General features: G+C 60.2%; 16 protein-coding genes and 2 tRNA genes. 9 read left to right on the top strand and 9 right to left on the bottom strand.

Annotated features, from left to right (window positions below; genetic code table 11):
* Positions 1-487 precede the first annotated feature (487 nt).
* The 5 genes from groL to GIV35_RS07900 form a co-directional block, all read right to left on the bottom strand.
* Positions 488-2,134, bottom strand: coding sequence for a chaperonin GroEL (groL, locus tag GIV35_RS07920; protein WP_105228278.1), 1,647 nt, complete (start codon positions 2,132-2,134; stop codon positions 488-490).
* A 50-nt stretch (positions 2,135-2,184) separates the two neighbouring features.
* A complete protein-coding gene (locus tag GIV35_RS07915; protein WP_057703865.1) occupies positions 2,185-2,478 on the bottom strand; it encodes a co-chaperone GroES in 294 nt (97 codons plus the stop codon).
* A gap of 247 nt (positions 2,479-2,725) precedes the next feature.
* The gene (locus GIV35_RS07910; protein ID WP_034128625.1) at positions 2,726-3,202 is read right to left on the bottom strand and encodes an FxsA family protein; all 477 of its coding nucleotides are present in this window, start codon (positions 3,200-3,202) and stop codon (positions 2,726-2,728) included.
* A gap of 66 nt (positions 3,203-3,268) precedes the next feature.
* Positions 3,269-4,000 carry a HugZ family pyridoxamine 5'-phosphate oxidase gene (locus tag GIV35_RS07905; RefSeq protein ID WP_198716372.1) on the bottom strand — a complete coding sequence of 244 codons (732 nt, stop codon included), beginning with the start codon at positions 3,998-4,000 and terminating at the stop codon, positions 3,269-3,271.
* A gap of 103 nt (positions 4,001-4,103) precedes the next feature.
* Complete coding sequence (locus GIV35_RS07900) at positions 4,104-5,111, bottom strand: DUF481 domain-containing protein (protein ID WP_198716373.1); 1,008 nt, start codon at positions 5,109-5,111, stop codon at positions 4,104-4,106.
* Between the two features lie 194 nt (positions 5,112-5,305).
* Here GIV35_RS07900 and GIV35_RS07895 point away from each other — a divergent pair, with 194 nt between their 5' ends.
* The 4 genes from GIV35_RS07895 (at position 5,306) to GIV35_RS07880 (ending at position 10,083) form a co-directional block, all read left to right on the top strand.
* The gene (locus GIV35_RS07895) at positions 5,306-5,620 is read left to right on the top strand and encodes an MGMT family protein (RefSeq protein WP_054897670.1); all 315 of its coding nucleotides are present in this window, start codon (positions 5,306-5,308) and stop codon (positions 5,618-5,620) included.
* Between the two features lie 43 nt (positions 5,621-5,663).
* Positions 5,664-7,196 (top strand): AmpG family muropeptide MFS transporter, encoded by a 1,533-nt coding sequence (locus GIV35_RS07890; protein WP_198716374.1) that lies wholly within the window; start codon positions 5,664-5,666, stop codon positions 7,194-7,196.
* Between the two features lie 197 nt (positions 7,197-7,393).
* On the top strand, positions 7,394-9,109 hold the full coding sequence (locus tag GIV35_RS07885) for a proline--tRNA ligase (RefSeq protein ID WP_034128629.1): 1,716 nt from the start codon (positions 7,394-7,396) through the stop codon (positions 9,107-9,109).
* Positions 9,110-9,129: 20 nt separating this feature from the next.
* Positions 9,130-10,083, top strand: coding sequence for a hypothetical protein (locus tag GIV35_RS07880; protein WP_213154210.1), 954 nt, complete (start codon positions 9,130-9,132; stop codon positions 10,081-10,083).
* Between the two features lie 129 nt (positions 10,084-10,212).
* On the opposite strand, the gene dinB is transcribed toward GIV35_RS07880, so the two are convergent.
* Positions 10,213-11,271 (bottom strand): DNA polymerase IV, encoded by a 1,059-nt coding sequence (gene dinB, locus GIV35_RS07875; protein ID WP_105228292.1) that lies wholly within the window; start codon positions 11,269-11,271, stop codon positions 10,213-10,215.
* 278 nt (positions 11,272-11,549) lie between these two features.
* Here dinB and GIV35_RS07870 point away from each other — a divergent pair.
* The 4 genes from GIV35_RS07870 (at position 11,550) to GIV35_RS07855 (ending at position 16,080) form a co-directional block, all read left to right on the top strand.
* A tRNA-Met gene (locus tag GIV35_RS07870) sits at positions 11,550-11,626 on the top strand.
* Between the two features lie 175 nt (positions 11,627-11,801).
* Positions 11,802-11,878, top strand: a tRNA-Met gene (locus GIV35_RS07865).
* Between the two features lie 279 nt (positions 11,879-12,157).
* A complete protein-coding gene (gene mprF / locus GIV35_RS07860; RefSeq protein WP_014719775.1) occupies positions 12,158-14,800 on the top strand; it encodes a bifunctional lysylphosphatidylglycerol flippase/synthetase MprF in 2,643 nt (880 codons plus the stop codon).
* Positions 14,800-16,080 carry a virulence factor family protein gene (locus GIV35_RS07855; RefSeq protein ID WP_034128631.1) on the top strand — a complete coding sequence of 427 codons (1,281 nt, stop codon included), beginning with the start codon at positions 14,800-14,802 and terminating at the stop codon, positions 16,078-16,080. The genes mprF and GIV35_RS07855 overlap by 1 nt, the downstream gene beginning before the upstream one ends.
* Positions 16,081-16,215: 135 nt before the next feature.
* Here GIV35_RS07855 and recJ read toward each other — a convergent pair whose 3' ends face one another.
* Positions 16,216-17,925, bottom strand: coding sequence for a single-stranded-DNA-specific exonuclease RecJ (gene recJ, locus GIV35_RS07850; protein ID WP_058409961.1), 1,710 nt, complete (start codon positions 17,923-17,925; stop codon positions 16,216-16,218).
* 157 nt (positions 17,926-18,082) lie between these two features.
* Entirely contained in the window at positions 18,083-18,625 is a 543-nt protein-coding gene (locus GIV35_RS07845; protein WP_003193952.1) for a YaeQ family protein, read from the bottom strand.
* A 137-nt stretch (positions 18,626-18,762) separates the two neighbouring features.
* Between GIV35_RS07845 and GIV35_RS07840 the strand changes: the two genes are divergently transcribed.
* Positions 18,763-19,962, top strand: coding sequence for a CaiB/BaiF CoA transferase family protein (locus GIV35_RS07840; protein ID WP_105228294.1), 1,200 nt, complete (start codon positions 18,763-18,765; stop codon positions 19,960-19,962).
* A gap of 172 nt (positions 19,963-20,134) precedes the next feature.
* On the opposite strand, the gene GIV35_RS07835 is transcribed toward GIV35_RS07840, so the two are convergent.
* Positions 20,135-20,419, bottom strand: coding sequence for a DUF3509 domain-containing protein (locus GIV35_RS07835; protein WP_020301357.1), 285 nt, complete (start codon positions 20,417-20,419; stop codon positions 20,135-20,137).
* Positions 20,420-20,463 lie beyond the last annotated feature (44 nt).

Genomic DNA, 20,463 nt, shown 5'->3' with positions numbered 1-20,463 from the left:
CAGCTCCCACATTGGATCGCGGGGCATCAGTTATATCTGTGTCGGCTGCCAGGCCGTCACGGGAGCAAGCTCCCTCGCCACAGATTTAGCGTCGTGCCGAAGTTGTGTAGATACCTATGCTGCGATTGGCCATAAGTATCGACACAACTTTGTAGCGGTCGACGGCAACCACAACCCCGATAACCACGCTGGCCGAACACAGGCTTGAATTCGTGGGTAACCCTACAGGATGCAGGGTTAGCCGCTGTCAGGGCAGACCCCTAGATAGCCGTTGCCTAAATAACGGATATGAACTCGCCCTGATCCAACATTCCTGCAGGCTGGCAGGCCGTCTTCGCAGGCAAGCCAGCTCCCACATTTTGACCGCGGCGCATCAGTTAGATAAGCGTGGCTGTCAGGCCGCCGTCGGGTAGATACAGCCGCTCATAAAAAAGCCCCGCCTGCATCACTGCAGACGGGGCTTTTTATAGTGCCGGGTAAGGCTGGCTTACATCATGCCGCCCATGCCACCCATGCCGCCCATATCTGGCATACCGCCGCCAGCTGCGCCTTCGGCCTTCGGCTCGTCAGCGATTGCGGCTTCAGTGGTCAGGATCAGGCCACCGATGGAGGCTGCTGCCTGCAGCGCGGAACGAGTCACCTTGGTAGGGTCCAGGATGCCCATTTCGATCATGTCGCCGTAGACGCCAGTCGCAGCGTTGTAACCGTAGTTACCTTTGCCGTTCTTGACTTCGTTGACCACAACGCTTGGCTCGTCGCCGGAGTTGGCAGCGATCTGGCGCAGCGGTGCTTCAACAGCACGACGCAGCACAGCGATACCGACGTTCTGGTCGGCGTTTTCGCCGGTCAGGTTAGTCAGCGCTTCCAGAGCACGGATCAGCGCAACGCCACCGCCAGGTACCACGCCTTCTTCAACGGCTGCACGGGTTGCGTGCAGGGCGTCTTCAACGCGGGCCTTCTTCTCTTTCATTTCAACTTCGGAACCAGCGCCAACCTTGATCACTGCAACGCCGCCGGACAGCTTGGCCAGGCGTTCTTGCAGTTTTTCACGGTCGTAATCCGAGGAAGTTTCGGCAACCTGTGCACGGATCTGTGCGATACGGGACTCGATGTCGCCTTCAACGCCAGCACCGTCAACGATGATGGTGTTTTCCTTGGAGATGGTCACGCGCTTGGCGCTACCCAGGTTTTCCAGGGTGGCGCTTTCCAGGCTCAGGCCGATCTCTTCGGAGATAACGGTACCGCCGGTCAATACGGCGATGTCCTGCAGCATGGCCTTGCGACGGTCGCCGAAGCCTGGAGCCTTGACGGCTGCAACCTTGACGATGCCACGCATGTTGTTCACAACCAGAGTCGCCAGGGCTTCGCCTTCAACGTCTTCGGAAACGATCAGCAATGGGCGGCCGGCTTTGGCAACGGCTTCCAGTACTGGCAGCATTTCGCGGATGTTGGAGATCTTCTTGTCGACCAGCAGGATCAGCGGGTTGTCCAGCTCGGCAACCATGGTCTCTGGCTTGTTGACGAAGTAAGGAGACAGGTAGCCACGGTCGAACTGCATGCCTTCTACAACCGACAGTTCGTTTTCCAGGCCCGAGCCTTCTTCAACGGTGATCACGCCTTCTTTACCGACTTTTTCCATGGCTTCGGCAATGATGTCACCGATGGAGCTGTCGGAGTTGGCGGAGATGGTGCCTACCTGAGCGATGGCCTTGGTGTCGGCGCATGGCTTGGACAGGTTTTTCAGCTCGGCAACGATGGCGACGGTCGCCTTGTCGATGCCACGCTTGAGGTCCATAGGGTTCATGCCGGCAGCAACGGCCTTGTAGCCCTCGTTGACGATCGCCTGAGCCAGTACGGTAGCAGTGGTGGTGCCGTCGCCTGCGTCATCGTTGGCACGGGAGGCAACGTCTTTAACCAGCTGCGCGCCCATGTTCTCGAAACGGTCTTTCAGTTCGATTTCTTTGGCGACGGAAACGCCGTCCTTGGTGATGGTCGGAGCGCCGAAGCTCTTCTCGATGATCACGTTACGGCCTTTCGGGCCCAGGGTCGCTTTTACCGCGTCAGCCAGGACGTTAACGCCTTTGAGCATTTTTTTGCGGGCGGAATCGCCAAACAGAACTTCTTTAGCAGCCATGATCGATATTCCTTAAATACTTTGTAGTAACGGGAAAATTAGCGAGGAAATCAGTCTTCCAGAATGGCGAGAATTTCGTTCTCAGCCATGACCAGCAGGTCTTCGCCGTCTACTTTCACAGTGTTGCTGCCGGAGTAAGGGCCGAAAACAACCTTGTCACCCACTTTCACGGCCAGTGCGCGTACATCACCGTTCTCCAGGGTTTTGCCTGGGCCAGCAGCGACGATTACACCGTGGTTGGCTTTTTCAGCAGCCGAACCTGGCAGAACGATCCCGCCAGCGGTTTTCTTTTCTTCTTCGCTGCGACGGATTACGACGCGGTCGTGCAGAGGACGAAGCTTCATTGTCGATCTCTCCTAATTGTGTTTTTCATCGGCCGGTGTCAATTCCGGCGGGTTAAATTCCGGCGGTGCCGGTCGCGGCTCGCTGGGCGAGACGCGGAAGTCTGTCTGATGTCACCACCAGAAACCTTGCGGTGACCGTTACATAAGGGCGCCCAGGCTTATTACAAGGGGCCGGGGATGAAATTTTTTGTGTCGGCTCAAGGGTAAATGCAACACGGCACCCGAAGGTGCCGTGCCGGTGAAGCGGTTATTTGTTGTCGCGGTGTTCGAACTCGCCTTCGATCACATCACCTTCACGCCCCAGGGGTTGGCGCGGAGCCGGACCGCCACGGGGTTGCAGATCATCGGCGAACGCACGCTGGCGCATGGCGGCCTCTTCAGCACGCTGGCGCATTTTGCCGGCCAGCAGCTTGCGGGTGAATGGCAGCAACAGCACCAGGCCAAGCACATCGCTGATAAAGCCCGGCAGGATCAGCAAGCCACCGGCCAGGGCCATCATCAGGCCCTCAAGCATGGTCTGGGCCGGCAGTTCGCCGCGGTTCAGGCTTTCACGGGCACGCAGCGCGGTCGCCAGGCCGGCGACACGCAGCACCAGGACGCCGAGCATGGAGCCTACGATGATCAGCAACAGCGCGGGGAAAAACCCGATCGCACCGCTGACTTTAACGAATACGAACAGCTCCAGCACCGGGAACAGCAGAAAGAGCAATAAAAAAGGGCGCATCAAATGGTTCCTCAACGCAAGAATGCCTTGCCAGTCCACCTTAGATGACGTCGCCGTTGTGTAAATTCAAGCGTCAACCGTGGTTTTTTTCGGCCACACCTCGGCGTGAGCCAATGAAACCAGGGCTTCGCGTACTTGTGTCGGTGTGTTGCAAGGCGTCTCGAAAGGCAACCAGTGCAAGGATTGGCCGATACGCAAGTGCATGCCTTCGCTGTCGATGCCGGCCAACTGTGCTGGCTCGCTGGTCGGCAAACCGCCGAGGTCGACGTAATGAGCGATGGCCTTGGTGTGATCGCTGTTCATGTGCTCGATCATGCTGCGCTCGGCCTTGCCCGCAAACGGGTTGGCCAAGGTCAACTGGTCGACCCAATGGATCGCGCCAAACCCACCGATATAACGGTGGCGCACCGGTTTAAGCACCCAGAAATCGAAATCGTGGGCCTTGTGGTAGTTGGCCGAATCAGGGAAGTAGCGGTAGTAGCGCTCGGCCGCAGCTTCGATGGCGGCGGCGTCTTCAAGCTTCTCGGCTTCGGCCAGGTAGGTCAGGCGCCCCACGGCTTGCACATCATCGGCCTCGCGCTCACCCACCAACAGCGAACACTTGGGATCTTTTTGCAGGTTATGGGTGTGCTGGGCAATGCGGCTGATCAGGATCAGCGGGCGGCCCTGCTCGTCCAGGCAGTAGGGCACCACCGAGCCAAAGGGAAAGCCGGGCATGGCTTTGGACTGTGTGGCGAGCGCCCCACGGTATTCCTTGAGCAACAGCTCTCGGGCGTTCTTGGCAACCTGCGTGCTCAATAGATGACTCCTCGGGTGTTCCGCGGCCCATGGCATATGGGAATGGATCTCAACACAAGGTAATCAATATCTGCGCAGGTTGCCAGAGTGGCCGACGCAGCTTTTACCAGGCCACACCGAAGCCGGCGGTGTAGCGAGTCTTGCTCAGGCTGCTCTCGGAACTGCCGCTGACCTCGTTGCGCTCAGCCTTCAAGTTGAGCGAGGCCCACTCGGTGACCTTGTAGCGCAAGCCCATTTCCGCATCCAGGGAATACTCGGCCGGCCCGGCAAGGGGTTTGCCCAATTCGCCGTTGGTGAAGAACTCGACGGTCTTGCCCACCAGGTAGCGGTTGTAGTTCCACTTCATAGCCAGGGAATAGAAGTTGTCCTTGCCGCCGTCGGCATATTCATAATCGGTGCGGTTGACCAGCGAACCGAGGGAGAACGCCCCCAGTTCATCGTCCCAGAACTGATAGCCAGGACCAGTACCGACAACGCGCTGGCGAGCCAGGTCTTCGACCTTGTCGCGCTTGTAGGTCAGGCGGCCCTGCCAGAACCAGTGCTCGGTGATGAAGCGGTCCAGGTTGTACTCCAGCGCCCAGTTATCGGTGGTGGTGACGTCGTCCTGGAACTCGCGGTTGTATTCGCCCTTGCCCGTATGACGCCACTGGCCGTGACGGGCCGAGGTCTTGAAGTCGATGTCGTAGTCGTTGGTGTCTTTGTCGGCACGTTTGTAGTCAAGCGCCAGGTCGACGTTGCCCTTCCACACCAGATCTTCGATCACGGGTCTGGGCTTCATGATCTGTTGGATACTTGCCAGTTCCACCGTCTTGGGCGCCTCGCCATTGGCCAGCACCACCTTGCCGTCATCCGATGCCTGCAAGGACTTGGCCTTTTCACCGCTGTAGGCGTCCTGCTTGACCAGCAGTTCCTGGTCGCTTTCCAGGGTTTTGACCTGTTTCCAGTCCACCGGAATGGAGCCTGCGTAGTCGGTTTGGATCAGCAACTTGCCACCGTCGAAGACTTTGATCTTGCCGGTGAGCCGGTCACCGTTTTTCAACCAGACGGTATCGGCGAGCAAGGGCGTGGAAGCACTGAAAACAGCAAGGCACAACAGGGTTCTGGACAACATAAGCAAGTACGGGACTCGGGGTTGGCGAAAATAAGGGGCGTTATAGTGTTACATGGCTAGAACTGACTCAAGGATTTATATTGAGTTCAATACTCATCGTCATGTTTACAGACGTTTCTGACAAAACAACGACGATCTCAACGGATATACCCACAGTGATCCTACCCGCCGATACGCCACAAAGCCCCGCCGAGATGCGCCGCACCGCCCTCTACCTGACGTTGTCGCAGGTGCCCGAAGGCTGCGTGGTGAGCTACGGCGAGCTGGCCCACCTGGCCGGTTTGGGGCGGGCTGCACGCTGGGTCGGGCGCACCCTGAGCCAGTTGCCGCAAGACACGCGGTTGCCCTGGCATCGGGTGCTGGCTGCCGGTGGTCGGATAAGTTTGCCGGTGGGCAGTGCCTCGGGTGACGAACAACGTGCGCGTTTACGTAGCGAAGGCGTCACCATCCTGAACAATCGTGTTGATATTCAGCGTCATGGCTGGCGCCCGGTAGAGCACAGCGGTTAGAGTGCGCGCTTTGTTTCCGCAAATCTGAGGCAGACTCCAGCCCATGCCCCGTAAAACCTGGCGCGCCGCGCTCGCCGCCTATGCCAGCCCTTCGACGTTAGTGCTGTTGTTGCTCGGTTTCGCCGCCGGCATGCCTTACATGTTGGTGTTTTCGACGCTTTCGGTGTGGCTGCGTGAAGCCGGTGTGGCCCGCGAGACCATTGGCTATGCGAGCCTGATCGGCCTGGCCTACGCCTTCAAATGGGTCTGGTCGCCGCTGCTCGACCAATGGCGCCTGCCGTTGCTTGGCAAACTGGGGCGACGTCGCTCCTGGCTGGTGCTGGCCCAATCGCTGGTGATCCTCGGATTGATCGGCATGGGCTTTTGTGACCCGCAAAAACACCTGTCCTGGTTGATCGCCATTGCGGTGGTCGTCGCCTTCGCGTCGGCCACGCAAGACATTGCCGTGGATGCCTACCGCCTGGAAATCGCCGACGACAGCCGTCAGGCCGCCCTGGCTGCAAGCTACATGTCCGGTTATCGCATCGCCGCCCTGCTGGCCACGGCCGGTGCGCTGTTCTTTGCCGAAGGCTTTGGCTCCACTGGCTTCAACTATAAACACTCGGCCTGGACCGGCACCTATGTGCTGTTCGGCGTGTTGATGGTGCCGGCGTTGCTCACCACCTTCCTCATGCGTGAACCTGATGTGCCACTGCGCACCCAGTTGCAGGCCGGCCGCTACAGTTTCATGCACCAGTTGGTGTCGGTGTTTGTGCTGATCGTGCTGTTGGTCTCGGTGCCGGCGATGTTCACCCAGTTGTACAACACCGACTTCGCCAGCGTGCTGTTCCAGGGCGTGAGTTTGTGGGAACTGCTGATGGAAGACCGCGCGTTCCTGCGCGCCATCCTCTATATCACCCTCACCGCCCTGTGCCTTTCGGCCATGGGCCGCCGGGGCCTGGCGCCCGTGCTCACGCCGGTCAACGACTTTATCCTGCGCTACCGTTGGCAGGCGCTGCTGCTGCTCGGGCTGATTGCCACCTATCGCATGTCCGACACGGTGATGGGCGTCATGGCCAACGTGTTCTATATCGACCAGGGTTTCACCAAGGACCAGATCGCCGGGGTGAGCAAGATCTTCGGCCTGATCATGACCCTGCTCGGCGCCGGCATGGGTGGCCTGTTGATCGTGCGGTTCGGGATACTGCCGATCCTGTTCATCGGCGGCGTGGCCTCGGCCGGCACCAACCTGCTGTTCGTGATGCTCGCCGACATGGGCCCCGACCTGCAGATGTTGATCGTCACCATCTCCCTGGACAACTTCAGTTCGGGCATGGCCACCTCGGCGTTCGTGGCTTACTTGTCGAGCCTCACCAACCTCAAGTTCTCCGCCACCCAATATGCACTGCTCAGTTCGATCATGCTGTTGCTGCCACGTTTGATCGGCGGCTATTCAGGGGTGATGGTGGAGAAGTTCGGTTACCACAACTTCTTTATGATCACCTGCCTGCTGGGTGTGCCGACGCTGCTCCTGATTGCGTTGCATTGGTTCCAGGAGAACCGCCGCGCCCGACTGAATCCCCCGCCGGAAGACTGATACGACTCGGTCAATGTGGGAGCTGGCTTGCCTGCGATAGCGATGGTGAACCCAACGCCGCTATCGCAGGCAAGCCAGCTCCCACACAAGCGACGGTTACGACAGATACACCCAGCTACCTCACGCCTGTACTCCGGCGACAAGCGCCCGTACAATCCCAAGTCATTTCAAGTCCAAGCAACCGACAACGGCCTACCATGCGTACCAGTCAATATTTGCTCGCCACACAGAAAGAAACGCCTTCCGACGCGGTTGTAATCAGCCATCAGTTGATGCTGCGCGCCGGCATGATCCGCAAACTGGCCTCGGGCCTGTACACCTGGTTGCCCATGGGCTTGAAGGTGATGCGCAAGGTCGAAGCCATCGTTCGTGAAGAAATGAACGCGGCCGGCTCTCTGGAAGTGTTGATGCCGAGCACCCAACCGGCTGAGTTGTGGCAGGAATCCGGGCGCTGGGAAGAATACGGCCCTGAGTTGCTGCGCTTCAAGGACCGTCATGGCCGCGATTTCTGCGCCGGCCCGACCCATGAAGAAGTCATCACCGACCTGATGCGCAACGAGTTGAGCAGCTATAAGCAGTTGCCGCTGAACCTGTATCAGATCCAGACCAAGTTCCGTGATGAGATCCGCCCACGCTTCGGCCTGATGCGTGGCCGCGAGTTCATCATGAAGGACGCCTATTCGTTCCACGCCGACCAGGCTTCCCTGCAAGCGACCTACGACCGCATGCACCAGGCCTACTGCAACGTGTTCACGCGCCTGGGCCTGAAGTTCCGCCCGGTTGAAGCGGACAACGGCTCCATCGGCGGTGCCGGCTCCCACGAATTCCACGTGCTGGCCGAGTCCGGCGAAGACGATATCGTGTTCAGCAACGGTTCCGACTACGCGGCGAACATCGAGAAGGCCGAAGCCATACCACGTGAAACCTCGCGCCCTGCTCCCACCGAGGAGCTGCGCCTGGTCGACACGCCAGACACCAAGACCATCGCGGCCCTGGTGGAGAAATTCAATCTGCCGATTGAAAAGACCATCAAGACCCTGATCGTGCGCGCCGAAGAAGAAGGCAAGCTGATCGCCCTGGTGATCCGTGGCGACCACGAGCTCAACGAAATCAAGGCCGCCCAGCAACCTGGCGTGGCCAGCCCGCTGGTCATGGCCACCGATGCCGAACTGCGCGACGCCATTGGCGCCGGTGCCGGCTCCCTGGGCCCGCTGAACCTGCCGCTGCCGATCATCATCGACCGTTCGGTCGAGCTGATGAGCGACTTCGGTATCGGCGCAAACATCGACGACAAGCACTACTTCGGCGTGAACTGGGAGCGCGATTTGCCGGTTCCGACCGTGGCCGACCTGCGCAACGTCGTGGCCGGCGACCCGAGCCCGGATGGCAAGGGCACCCTGGAGATCAAGCGCGGCATCGAAGTCGGGCACATCTTCCAGCTGGGCAACAAGTACAGCAAGGCGATGAAGTGCGAAGTACTGGGTGAGAACGGCAAGCCGATCACCCTGGACATGGGCTGCTACGGCATTGGCGTATCCCGCGTGGTTGCTGCTGCCATCGAGCAGAACAACGACGAGAAAGGCATCATCTGGAGTGACGCGCTGGCGCCGTTCCAGGTGGCCCTGGTGCCATTGCGCTATGAAACCGAGCAAGTACGCGAAGCCACCGACAAACTGTACGCGGAACTGACCGCTGCCGGTTTTGAAGTGCTGCTCGATGACCGCGACAAGAAAACCAGCCCGGGCATCAAGTTCGCCGACATGGAACTGATTGGCATCCCGCACCGGATCGTGGTCAGTGACCGCGGCCTGGCGGATGGCAATCTGGAATACAAGAGCCGGACCGAAGCCGAAGCCCAACCGTTGCCGGTGGCTGACGTGCTGTCTTTCCTCCAGGCGCGTATTCGTCGCTGAAAACCAGATCAAGAGAAGTCATGTTCAAGCGAAACACCAGAGCCCTGGGGGGCGCCGCCTTGTGCGGCGCCCTGCTGGTCAGCGGCTGCGCCAATCAGATGTCGCAACGCAGTGAGCACGAGGAGCGGGTCGAGCGTAAGTTGCTCGACCACAGCCTGCAGATCGATGTAGGCGAACCCGCAGTGCTGGAGCTGCCGCAACGCCGGGTTCGCATTCATGAGCAGAAGACCTTCGAGGTCACCGAATTCGAAGTCACCCGTCGTTACGACCGCTACACGCCCTACCAGCCCTGGCGCAAACTCTATGAGATGCCCTTGGGTGCCGTGGCGCTGGTGGCGGGCGTGGGTGCCAACGTGGCGAATATCTTCGCCCTCGGCAACCTGCCCACGAGTGTGACCCATGACTGGTTGAGCTATGGCGTGGACGGCATCAACCCGTTCATGAACGTGCAATCCCACGGCCGTGCGCAACAGAACCTGGCGGCTATCGATGAAGTCCAGCGTGACAAGCGCCTGGAGTATTCGAGCCTGCCCTGGAGCGAGCGCCCGGTGCAAGTCACTGCCGGCAAGCAGACCCATGAGCTGACCACCGACCGTAACGGCATCCTGCGCCTTAACCTGTTGGACAGCCCCTTTGCCGAGCAGGACCTGAACCGCGTCACCACGCTGAAAATCACTGTGGCGGATGGCCAGGACGACGTGCATACCGACTCGACCCTGGCGGTCAGCAACACGCTGCGCAGCAAGCTGCTCGAAGCCCATGCCCTGATCTATGACGACCTGGAAGATGACGAAGTGAACCAGTGGGTACACCGGGTCAAACGCCTGTCGGAGCTGGGCCTGGAAGAAGAAGCCAGCGAGCTGGAACAAAGCCTGATTGAACTGACGCGCAACGATCCGGAGTTGCAGCAGGAGTTTGTGCAGGCGTTGACCAAGGATGGGGGGCGACTCGTCGCAGATCCTGGCGCTCGCTGATCGCGCAATGCCTGTGAAGATCAAACTGTGGGAGCTGGCTTGCCTGCGATAGCGGTGTATCAGTTAAAGCATTCGTGACTGACACACTGCTATCGCAGGCAAGCCAGCTCCCACAGTTGTTTCGGGCCGCTACCAGGAAAACTCGAGCTGTTCGTTGCCGCCACTCAGGTCCAGCAACCGTACCCCTATCCCCAACAACCGCACCGGCTTACCCCCTCGATTGAACGCCTGGGTCATCAATTGCTGATAACTCTCCAGGTCCCGCCCTGCCCCGGCCTGCTCCAGCGTCGTCTGGGTAAAGTCATGAAACTTCACTTTGACGAACGGCTTACCCGCCCGGTAGCTGCTGTCGATACGTGCCATGCGCCCGGCCAGGGTCTCCATCAGTTCCGGCAGCTTCGCCAGGCAACTTGAAAGATCCGGCAGGTCCACGTCGAAGGTATTTTCCACACTGATGGATTGCCGCCGGCTGTCGTTTTGCACCACACGGTCATCAATCCCACGGGCCAGGCTCCAGAGGCGCTCGCCAAAACTGCCGAATTCGCGCACCAGCGCCAGTTTGTTCCAGTCGCGCAATTGCAGGCAGTCTTCGATGCCCAGGCGCGCCAGCTTGTCAGCGGTGACCTTGCCAACGCCATGCAGCTTGCTGACACGCAACTGCGAGACAAACTCTTCAACCTGATCCGGCGTGATCACAAACAGGCCGTTGGGCTTTTTCCAGTCGCTGGCGATCTTGGCCAAAAACTTGTTGGGCGCCACGCCGGCAGACACAGTGATATGCAACTGATTGGAGACCCGGCGCCGAATATCCTGAGCAATACGCGTGGCGCTGCCGCCAAAATGCGGGCTGTCAGACACGTCGAGGTAAGCCTCATCCAGCGACAACGGCTCGATCAAGTCGGTGTAGTCGCGGAAGATAAGCTGGATTTCTTTCGATGCTTCTTTATAGGCATCCATGCGCGGCTTAACGATGGTCAAGTCCGGGCACAGCTTCAGGGCGTGACGTGACGACATCGCCGAACGCACCCCATACGCCCGCGCCTCATAATTGCAGGTGGCGATCACGCCGCGCCGATCTGCCGAGCCACCGACAGCCAAGGGCTTTTGCGCCAGGCTCGGGTCGTCGCGCATCTCGATGGCGGCGTAGAAGCAATCACAGTCGACGTGGATGATTTTGCGCTGCGTCATATAAACGGGGTGTTAACCAACGGGTTGCCAGTATCGCACTCACCCCTGTATATAGCACCAGTAGTTTGAATCTTCTGTCTGAGCGGTAGGAAATTTCGTAGATGAATATATTTCCTCAATCGAATCCAGCATCCCAATAGAGCTGAAAGCCTTGCCCTGTCTGGCTTCAAGCCCTCAAGAAGCCCCTCATCAAGCGCTAACCGATTGAAGCAAAAGCGCTTTTCTTCGATTCACAGGTTGACACACTCGCGTTCCTCTGTAGAATGCCGACACACAGACGCGGGATGGAGCAGTCTGGTAGCTCGTCGGGCTCATAACCCGAAGGTCGTCGGTTCAAATCCGGCTCCCGCAACCAAACATCAAAAAAGGCTACTCGAAAGAGTGGCCTTTTTTGTGCGTGTCCGTTTTGCGCCTGCACACCTGCACAATGCGGCCAACACCTTGATTTCAGAATAATTAGCGCTTATTTCAGCGATCAGCTCATTAACGGTTGACACCCCGCCATTGGGCTGTAGAATGCCGCCCACAGACGCGGGATGGAGCAGTCTGGTAGCTCGTCGGGCTCATAACCCGAAGGTCGTCGGTTCAAATCCGGCTCCCGCAACCAAACATCAAAAAAGGCTACTCGAAAGAGTGGCCTTTTTTGTATCTGACGAAAAAGTTCTTCTGAAACAATGGCATGGCATCTTTCATGAAACCGTAGACGGTTTGCAGAGTCCATCTCATTGCACGCTATGCTCAATGCTAAGCGCTACCCCTCTACGACCAATGGCCGCAGTCGCCGCGTCCGGTGATCCGCGTTAATATTTGTAATTATTTTGTCCATAGGGATTGGTAACTTGGCTGGATACCTCCATCCTGTCGCGCACAATCCACGAGGTGATTGATGCGCGCCAACTCGTCTGAACCACAAGACACCGTTACAGCAGAACAACCGATCACTCCCACCCGTTTACGGTGGCTGGACCTGTTGAGCAAGTATCGCCAGCCCATCGGCCTGGCCGTGACGCTCCTGCTGTTTGCAATCGCCCTGATCGCCTGCCGGCACCTGCTGCTGGAGCTGGACCTCTACGCCCTGCACGATTCGATCCTGGAAGTGCCCAAGCCTGCGCTATTGGGGGCCTTTGCGGCGGCAGTCGCCGGTTTTGTGATCCTGCTCGGCTATGAATTCTCCGGCGCACGTTATGCCGGCGTGCAATTGCCCGCCAAGACCCTGGCCCTGGGTGGCTTCACCGCCTTTGCTATCGGCAACGCCATTGGTTTGTCGATGCTCTCGGGCGGTTCGGTGCGTTACCGTTTATATGCACGCCATGGCATCGGCGCCTCGGAAGTGGCGCACATGACTGTATTCGCCAGCCTGGCCCTGGGCTGTGCGCTGCCGCCGCTAGCCGCGCTGGCCACGTTGAGCAACTTGCCAGCCGCCTCCACTTACCTGCATTTATCGCAAAGCCTGCTCGGCGGCATTGCCGGCGCCGTGCTGCTGTTGTCGGCCCTGCTGTGCATCGGCATCTATCGCCGCCGCCTGCCGGAGCAACCTTACCCCGACAACCTGCTGGTCAAGGCCGGGCGTCGTACCCTGCGCCTGCCTGGCCGACGCCTGACTTTCCTGCAACTGATCATCACCGCACTGGACGTCGCCGCAGCCGCTACCGTGCTGTATCTGCTGTTGCCGGAAGCGCCGCCCTTCGGCCCGTTCCTGTTGGTGTACCTGCTGGCCCTGGCCGCCGGTGTGCTCAGCCATGTGCCGGGCGGCGTGGGCGTATTCGAAGCGATCCTGCTGGCGGCCTTTGCCGACAAACTCGGTGCCGCGCCCCTGGCTGCTGCCTTGCTGCTGTACCGCATGATCTACGTGGTGCTGCCACTGTTGATCGCCTGTGTATTCCTGCTGGTCAACGAGGCCCAGCGCCTGTTCCAGACCCAGCAAAGCCTGCGGGTAGCGTCGGGGCTGGCAGCGCCAGTATTGGCCGTCCTGGTTTTTTTGTCCGGCGTGGTCCTGCTGTTTTCCGGCGCCACGCCAGAGATCGACTCGCGCCTGGAAAACATCGGCTTCCTGATTCCCCATCGTCTGATTGACGCGTCGCACTTCGGTGCCAGCCTGATCGGCGTGTTATGCCTGTTGCTCGCCCAGGGCCTGCGCCGGCGGTTGTCGGCCGCCTGGATGCTGACCATGGTGTTGCTGCTGGTTGGCGCCCTGCTCTCGCTGCTTAAAGGCTTCGACTGGGAAGAAGCCAGCCTGATGACCATGACCGCAGTGCTGCTGGCCATCTTCCGGCGCTCGTTCTACCGCGCCAGTCGCCTGACCGAGTTGCCGTTTTCGCCGCTGTACCTGGTGGCCAGTGTCTGTGTGCTCGGTGCCTCGATCTGGCTGCTGCTGTTTGCCTATCAGGACGTGCCCTACAGTCACCAACTCTGGTGGCAGTTCACCCTCGACGCCAACGCCCCGCGTGGTTTGCGTTCGCTGCTCGGCGCCGCCGTGTTGCTGGTGATCGTGTCGCTGACCTGGCTGCTGCGCACGGCACGCCCGGTCATCCACCTGCCGACCCCGGAAGAACTGGAGCGCGCCAGCAAGATCCTGATGGCCTCGTCCCAACCCGACGGCGGCCTGGCGCTCACCGGCGACAAGGCGCTGCTGTTTCACCCCAACGATGAAGCCTTCCTGATGTATGCCCGACGCGGGCGTAGCCTGGTGGCTTTGTACGACCCGATCGGCCCGACCCAACCGCGCGCCGAGATGATCTGGCAGTTCCGCGACCTGTGCGACATCCACCACGCCCGTCCGGTGTTTTACCAGGTACGCGCCGAGAACCTGCCGTATTACATGGACATCGGCCTCACCGCGATCAAACTGGGTGAAGAAGCCCGCGTCGACCTGAAACGCTTTGACCTGGAAGCCAAGGGCAAAGAAATGAAGGATTTGCGCTACACCTGGAACCGTGGCACCCGGGACGGCCTGTCCCTGGAAATCTGCGAACCGGGCAAGGCGCCGATGGATGAATTAAAAGTCATCTCCGATGCCTGGCTTACAGGTAAGAATGTGCGGGAAAAGGGCTTCTCCCTGGGCCGTTTCAGCGATGACTACCTCAAGCACTTTCGTATCGCGATCATTCGCTTCGAAGGACGCCCGGTGGCCTTCGCCAATTTGCTCGAAACCTACAATCATGACCTGGCCAGCCTCGACCTGATGCGTGCCCACCCGGACGCGCCCAAGTTGACCATGGAGTTCATGATGGTGGGCCTGATTCAACACTATAAGAGCCACGACTACGCGCGCTTCAGCCTCGGCATGGTGCCGTTGTCGGGCTTGCAACCGCGCCGTGGCGCACCGCTGACCCAGCGCCTGGGCTCGATGGTGTTCCGCCGTGGCGAGCAACTGTATAACTTCCAAGGTTTGCGCCGCTTCAAAGACAAGTTCCAGCCCGACTGGGAACCCCGTTACATGGCCGTGCCCGCAGGACTGGATCCGCTGGTGGCATTGGCCGATACCGCCGCCCTGATCGCGGGCGGCTTGACTGGATTGGTGAAACGCTGATGATTCGACGCTCCTGGCGGTATGTATTGGCTTTAGTGGTGCTGCTTGCGCTGATCGCGGCGGGTGGCTTCTGGTACTGGAACCGCCCTGCCCCGCAACCGACCCTGGAGCACTTGCCCCAGGCCGACGGTTCGGTAATGACCCGCGTAACCCCGGCAAGCAACGCAAAAGCCCGCGTGGCCGTGGCGGTGATGGCCGACGAAACCCTGACCGACAGCCAGCTGATTGCCCTGAGCCAGGGCGGTTCAGCGCAACTGGTTCAGGTGGTGCTGCCAAAAGATGACTGCGCACTGCAGGAAAAAGCCCTGCAAGGCGCCCTGGCCCAGCTGAAAGGCCCGGCAACCCTGGTCAGCGGCATCGGCCCTGGCGCCGCACTCGCCTGGCGCTGGCTGGCCACCCAGAACGACGACAAGGCCAACGCCATCTCCGTGGGCTTCGCCCTGAAACAGGAAGGCTGCAACGACCCGCTGCCGAAAACCGCCGCCCATGGCAGCTGGCTGGTGGCGTGGAACGATAACCCCGACGATGAAAGCGCCAGTTTCGTACGCGACACACCGCGCGCCACCACCAGCATCAGCGACTACGACATTCATTACCCACAGGTGCTGAATAACGAACTGCGCAAGCAACTGGTCGGTTCGGACAACGGCGGCCTGGCGATTCCGGTGGTGGAAGTGCCTGCCGGCCAAGCCAAGGACACCGTGACCCTGTTCCTCTCCGGTGACGGCGGCTGGCGCGACCTGGACCGCGACGTGGCGGGCGAGATGGCGAAGATCGGCTACCCGGTGGTGGGCATCGACACCCTGCGCTACTACTGGCAGCACAAGACGCCGGAGCAAAGCGCCAAGGACCTCACCGAGCTGATGCAACACTACCGGCAAAAGTGGGGCACCAAGCGCTTCGTGCTGACCGGTTACTCGTTCGGCGCCGACGTATTGCCGGCGATCTACAACCGTATGCCAGAGAACGAACAGCAACGGGTGGACGCGATCATCCTGCTGGCCTTCGCCCGTACCGGCAGCTTTGAAATCGAAGTGGAAGGCTGGCTCGGCAACGCCGGCAAAGAGGCCGCCACCGGCCCGGAAATGGCCAAGCTGCCGCCTGAGAAAGTCGTGTGCATCTACGGCGCCGAAGAAGTCGACGAGAGTGGCTGCACCGACAAGACCGCCGTGGGTGAAGCCATGAAGCTGCCGGGCGGGCATCACTTCGATGAGAACTACCCGGCGCTAGCCAAGCGGTTGGTGGATATTATCGTCAAGCATCAGGCCAAAGCTGAATAACTCCAGCTTAACCTAAGACCCAATGTGAGAGCGGGCTTGCCCGCGATAGCGGTGGCTCAGTCACAGTAGCGTTGACTGACACTCCGTCATCGCGGGCAAGCCCGCTCCCACAGTGGTACGTGGTGTTGATGAAAACTAGCGCGGTTCGATGTGCGCAATCATCAGTTGCACCGTCTCATTGCCACGAAACTCATTCACATCCAGCTTGTAGGCCAATTCCACCCAACGCACCGTCGGGTTTGGCCACACTTCGCGGTCCACACCAAAGGCGATGCCATCGAGCTTCACCGACCCGCACTCGCTCTTGAGCACCACTTTCAAATGCCGCTCGCCCACCACCCGCTGCTCCACCAACTGGAATACCCCGTGAAACAACGGCTCGGGAAAGTGCTGCCCCCACGGGCCGGCATGGCGCAGGGCGCGGGCCAGTTCCAGGTGAAACTCTTCCACCGCCAGGGTGCCGTCTGAAAGCAGGCGACCGGTGAGGTCTTCTTCGCGCAGTTGCCGGCGCACTTCGGCATCGAAGGCTTGCGCAAACAACGGGAAGTTGGCCTCGGGCAAGGTCAGCCCCGCCGCCATGGCGTGGCCGCCGTACTTGGTGATCAGGTTGGGGTGCTGGCTGGCGACGACCGCCAGCGCATCGCGGATATGAAAGCCTTGCACCGAGCGTCCAGAGCCCTTGAGCAGGCCATCGCCGGCATCGGCGAAGGCGATGGTCGGGCGGAAATAACGCTCCTTCATACGTGACGCGAGGATCCCGATCACCCCTTGGTGCCACTCCGGATCAAACAGGCACAAGCCGTACGGCATCGACTCCACCGGCAGGTCCTTGAGCTGGGCCAGGGCCTCGCGCTGCATACCTTGTTCGATGGACTTACGGTCCTGGTTCATGCCGTCCAGTTGCGCAGCCATTTCCCGGGCGGCGGCGAAGTCCGTGGTGAGCAGGCATTCGATGCCCAGGCTCATATCATCCAGGCGTCCGGCGGCATTCAGGCGCGGGCCGAGGATAAAACCCAGGTCGGTGGAGGTGATACGCGCATGATCACGCTTGGCCACTTCCAGGATCGCCTTGATGCCCGGCCGCGCCCGACCGGCACGAATACGCTCCAGGCCCTGGTGCACGAGGATGCGGTTGTTGGCGTCCAGCGGCACCACGTCAGCGACGCTGCCCAGGGCCACGAGGTCGAGCAGTTCACCGATGTTCGGCTGGGGCTTGCTGTCATACCAACCCAGGCTGCGCAAGCGCGCGCGCAGGGCCATCAGCACGTAAAAGATCACGCCGACACCGGCCAGGGCCTTGCTGGGAAACGTACAGCCAGGCTGGTTCGGATTGACGATGGCGTCGGCGGCCGGCAGTTCATCGCCGGGCAGGTGGTGGTCGGTGACCAGCACTTGCAACCCTGCCGCTTTCGCCGCCGCCACGCCTTCGACGCTGGAGATACCGTTGTCCACGGTGATCAGCAACTGCGGCTCGCGCTCCAGCGCCACCGCGACGATTTCCGGGGTCAGGCCGTAGCCGTATTCGAAGCGGTTGGGCACCAGGTAATCGACATGGGCCGCGCCGAGCAAACGCAGGCCCAGGGTGCCTACGGTGCTCGCCGTGGCGCCATCGGCGTCGAAGTCACCGACGATCAGGATGCGCTGACGCTGCTCCAGGGCCGTCACCAGCAAATCCACCGCGGCGTCGATGCCCTTGAGCTGCTGATAGGGAATCAACCGCGCCAGGCTCTTGTCCAGCTCGGCCTCCGACTGCACCCCGCGTGCGGCGTAAAGGCGGGTCAACAGCGGCGGCAGTTCACCGAGAAAAGGCAGGACGGCGGGCAATGGGCGGGGATCGATACGCATGGGGTGACGGGAGCTTCTCTTCTAATACATCGGTTAAACACAGATAGTGAACGCAACAAATATCAAGTGTGGGAGTTGGCTTGCCTGCGATGCATACGACTCGGTACATCAGGCACGCCGAGTGGAGGCCATCGCAGGCAAGCCAGCTCCCACCTTTTCAACCGCGCTCGCCGACCAGCCATTGCAGTTGCACTTCATGCTGGCCACGGTCATCGGTCACAAAGATCGTGCCTTCGCTGATCATCACGTCCCACTTGATCACCCGCGGCATGTCCTTGGCCAGGGTCTCCAACACTTCCTGGGGTACGGCAGCGATGTGCACGTTTTTCAGGTTGTTGGCCACCGGCACCACCTTGCCTTCCCACACGCGCAGGCTGCCATAGGCCAGCAGGCTGGTGCGTTCGGTGCGGCGCGAACACCAGGTCAGGCGGTCGGCATCCGGCTGGCCGACTTCGATCCAGTGCAAAACACGATCATCCAGGCTTTTTTCCCACAGGGCCGGCTCGTCTACATCCGACAGGCCACGCCCGAACGCCAATTGCTCGTTGTACCAGAGGGCGTAGGCCAGCAGGCGCACGGTCATGCGCTCTTCGGTTTCCGAAGGGTGGCGGGCGATGGTCTGTTTGACGCTCTCGTACACCGAGCGGTCGAGGTCGGTGAGGTTGAGTTCGAATTTGTAGGTCGTGGACGGCTGGGCCATGAACGGGCTTCTAAAGACAAGGAAAGGCGGCCAGTCTAACCGATGGCGAGGGCATTGAACGAATACTGCGCTGCATCCGCGCGGCTCGCCTATGTTAAAAAGCAGTACATCAACATCCCGCGCTTGTAAGGATCCCCATGTCGCTCACTGCCAAACCACTTGCCGGCCTGAAAGTCATCGAGCTGGGCACTTTGATCGCCGGCCCGTTTGCCTCACGCATCTGCGCCGAATTCGGCGCCGAGGTGATCAAGGTCGAATCCCCGGACGGCGGCGACCCGCTGCGCAAATGGCGCAAGCTGTATGAAGGCACTTCGCTGTGGTGGTTTGTGCAGGCGCGCAACAAGCAGTCGCTGACCCTCAACCTCAAGCACCCTGAGGGGCTGGCGATCCTCAAGCAACTGTTGGCCGACGCCGACATCCTGATCGAAAACTTCCGCCCAGGCGTGCTGGAAAAACTCGGCCTGAGCTGGGAAACCCTGCACGCACTCAACCCCAAGTTGGTGATGGTGCGCCTCTCGGGCTTCGGCCAGACGGGGCCGATGAAGGACCAGCCGGGGTTTGGCGCGGTGGGCGAGTCCATGGGCGGCTTGCGCTATATCACCGGCTTCGAGGACCGCCCGCCCGTGCGCACCGGGATCTCCATCGGCGACTCGATTGCCGCGTTGTGGGCCGTGATCGGCGCGCTGATGGCGCTGCGTCACCGCGAAGTCAACGGCGGCCTGGGCCAAGTGGTGGATGTGGCGCTGTATGAAGCCATCTTCGCCATGATGGAAAGCATGATCCCCGAGTTCGACGTGTTCGGGTTTATCCGTGAGCGCACCGGCAACATCATGCCCGGCATCACCCCGTCCTCGATCCACACCACCGCAGACGGCAAGCATGTGCAGATCGGCGCCAATGGCGATGCGATCTTCAAGCGCTTCATGCGGGTGATCGGCCGTGACGACTTGGCGAGCGACCCTGCACTGGCGAGCAATGACGGGCGTGACGCTCGCCGCGACGAGCTGTATGGCGTGATTGATCGCTGGGTCAATTCGCTGTCGCTCGACCAGGTGATTGAGCACCTGAATAAAGCCGAGGTGCCCGCCAGCCGTATCTACAGCGCCGAAGACATGCTGGGCGACCCGCAATTCCTGGCCCGGGAAATGTTCCTCAAGGCGCAGTTGCCGGGCGGCAAGGACTTCAAGATGCCCGGCATCGTGCCCAAGCTCTCGGACACCCCCGGCAGTTGTGAATGGGTCGGCCCGCAACTGGGTGAACACAACAGCCTGGTGCTCAATGCCCTGGGCTACGACGCGGCGGCTATCACTCGCCTGCGCGAGGATGGCGCGATCTGACAAATCCCAGGCAAAAAGAAACCCCGAGCAGTGGGGAGACAACTCGGGGTTAAACGTGGTCTACAAAAAGACCCGCACAGCAAGCGACAAACACCGGAGCACAATGCCTGCTCTTGCTGTTACAAACTCTGACTGAACACCTTGTAGGAAGGTTCCGAAGAAAAATAATGTTTCATGCCAGTGCGCCGCCACGGGTTTGGGAAGCGTTGCGCAAGGCAGCGATGACTGAAGGTTCCAGGCGCCCTTCGGCGATTTTCAGATCGCGGAGCAGGCAATCCACCACATCCACCAGCGCGCGCTTGTCGCTCAATTGCGCACGATCGACTTCACGTTCAACCACGATGGCGCCACCGGGGTTCTTCACGGTTACCAGGCAGTCGTCGCGCATACCGGCAGAGGTCAGCGTAACCTGATAAGGGCTCAGTGCTTGGCTGAGCAATAGGTTGATACTTTCCATCTCGATCACCACTCAATCATTCGAAAAAGGTTCGAAAAACAAAA

Origin of the sequence: Pseudomonas sp. PA-1-6B (genome assembly GCF_021609545.1) — a bacterium.
GTDB classification, from domain to species: Bacteria; Pseudomonadota; Gammaproteobacteria; order Pseudomonadales; family Pseudomonadaceae; genus Aquipseudomonas; species Aquipseudomonas fluorescens_BV.
This window is presented reverse-complemented; position numbering and strand designations above follow the sequence as displayed.

Bases quoted from the DNA above. Each gene is read 5' to 3' on its own strand.
- GIV35_RS07845 (WP_003193952.1), bottom strand. From the start codon at position 18,625: ATGGCCCAGCCGTCCACGACCTACAAATTCGAACTCAACCTCACCGAC.
- recJ (WP_058409961.1), bottom strand. From the start codon at position 17,925: ATGCGTATCGATCCCCGCCCATTGCCCGCCGTCCTGCCTTTTCTCGGT.
- GIV35_RS07915 (WP_057703865.1), bottom strand. From the start codon at position 2,478: ATGAAGCTTCGTCCTCTGCACGACCGCGTCGTAATCCGTCGCAGCGAA.
- GIV35_RS07885 (WP_034128629.1), top strand. From the start codon at position 7,394: ATGCGTACCAGTCAATATTTGCTCGCCACACAGAAAGAAACGCCTTCC.
- GIV35_RS07840 (WP_105228294.1), top strand. From the start codon at position 18,763: ATGTCGCTCACTGCCAAACCACTTGCCGGCCTGAAAGTCATCGAGCTG.
- GIV35_RS07900 (WP_198716373.1), bottom strand. From the start codon at position 5,111: ATGTTGTCCAGAACCCTGTTGTGCCTTGCTGTTTTCAGTGCTTCCACG.
- GIV35_RS07895 (WP_054897670.1), top strand. From the start codon at position 5,306: ATGCGCCGCACCGCCCTCTACCTGACGTTGTCGCAGGTGCCCGAAGGC.
- GIV35_RS07880 (WP_213154210.1), top strand. From the start codon at position 9,130: ATGTTCAAGCGAAACACCAGAGCCCTGGGGGGCGCCGCCTTGTGCGGC.
- GIV35_RS07890 (WP_198716374.1), top strand. From the start codon at position 5,664: ATGCCCCGTAAAACCTGGCGCGCCGCGCTCGCCGCCTATGCCAGCCCT.
- groL (WP_105228278.1), bottom strand. From the start codon at position 2,134: ATGGCTGCTAAAGAAGTTCTGTTTGGCGATTCCGCCCGCAAAAAAATG.
- GIV35_RS07835 (WP_020301357.1), bottom strand. From the start codon at position 20,419: ATGGAAAGTATCAACCTATTGCTCAGCCAAGCACTGAGCCCTTATCAG.
- GIV35_RS07910 (WP_034128625.1), bottom strand. From the start codon at position 3,202: ATGCGCCCTTTTTTATTGCTCTTTCTGCTGTTCCCGGTGCTGGAGCTG.
- mprF (WP_014719775.1), top strand. From the start codon at position 12,158: ATGCGCGCCAACTCGTCTGAACCACAAGACACCGTTACAGCAGAACAA.
- GIV35_RS07855 (WP_034128631.1), top strand. From the start codon at position 14,800: ATGATTCGACGCTCCTGGCGGTATGTATTGGCTTTAGTGGTGCTGCTT.
- dinB (WP_105228292.1), bottom strand. From the start codon at position 11,271: ATGACGCAGCGCAAAATCATCCACGTCGACTGTGATTGCTTCTACGCC.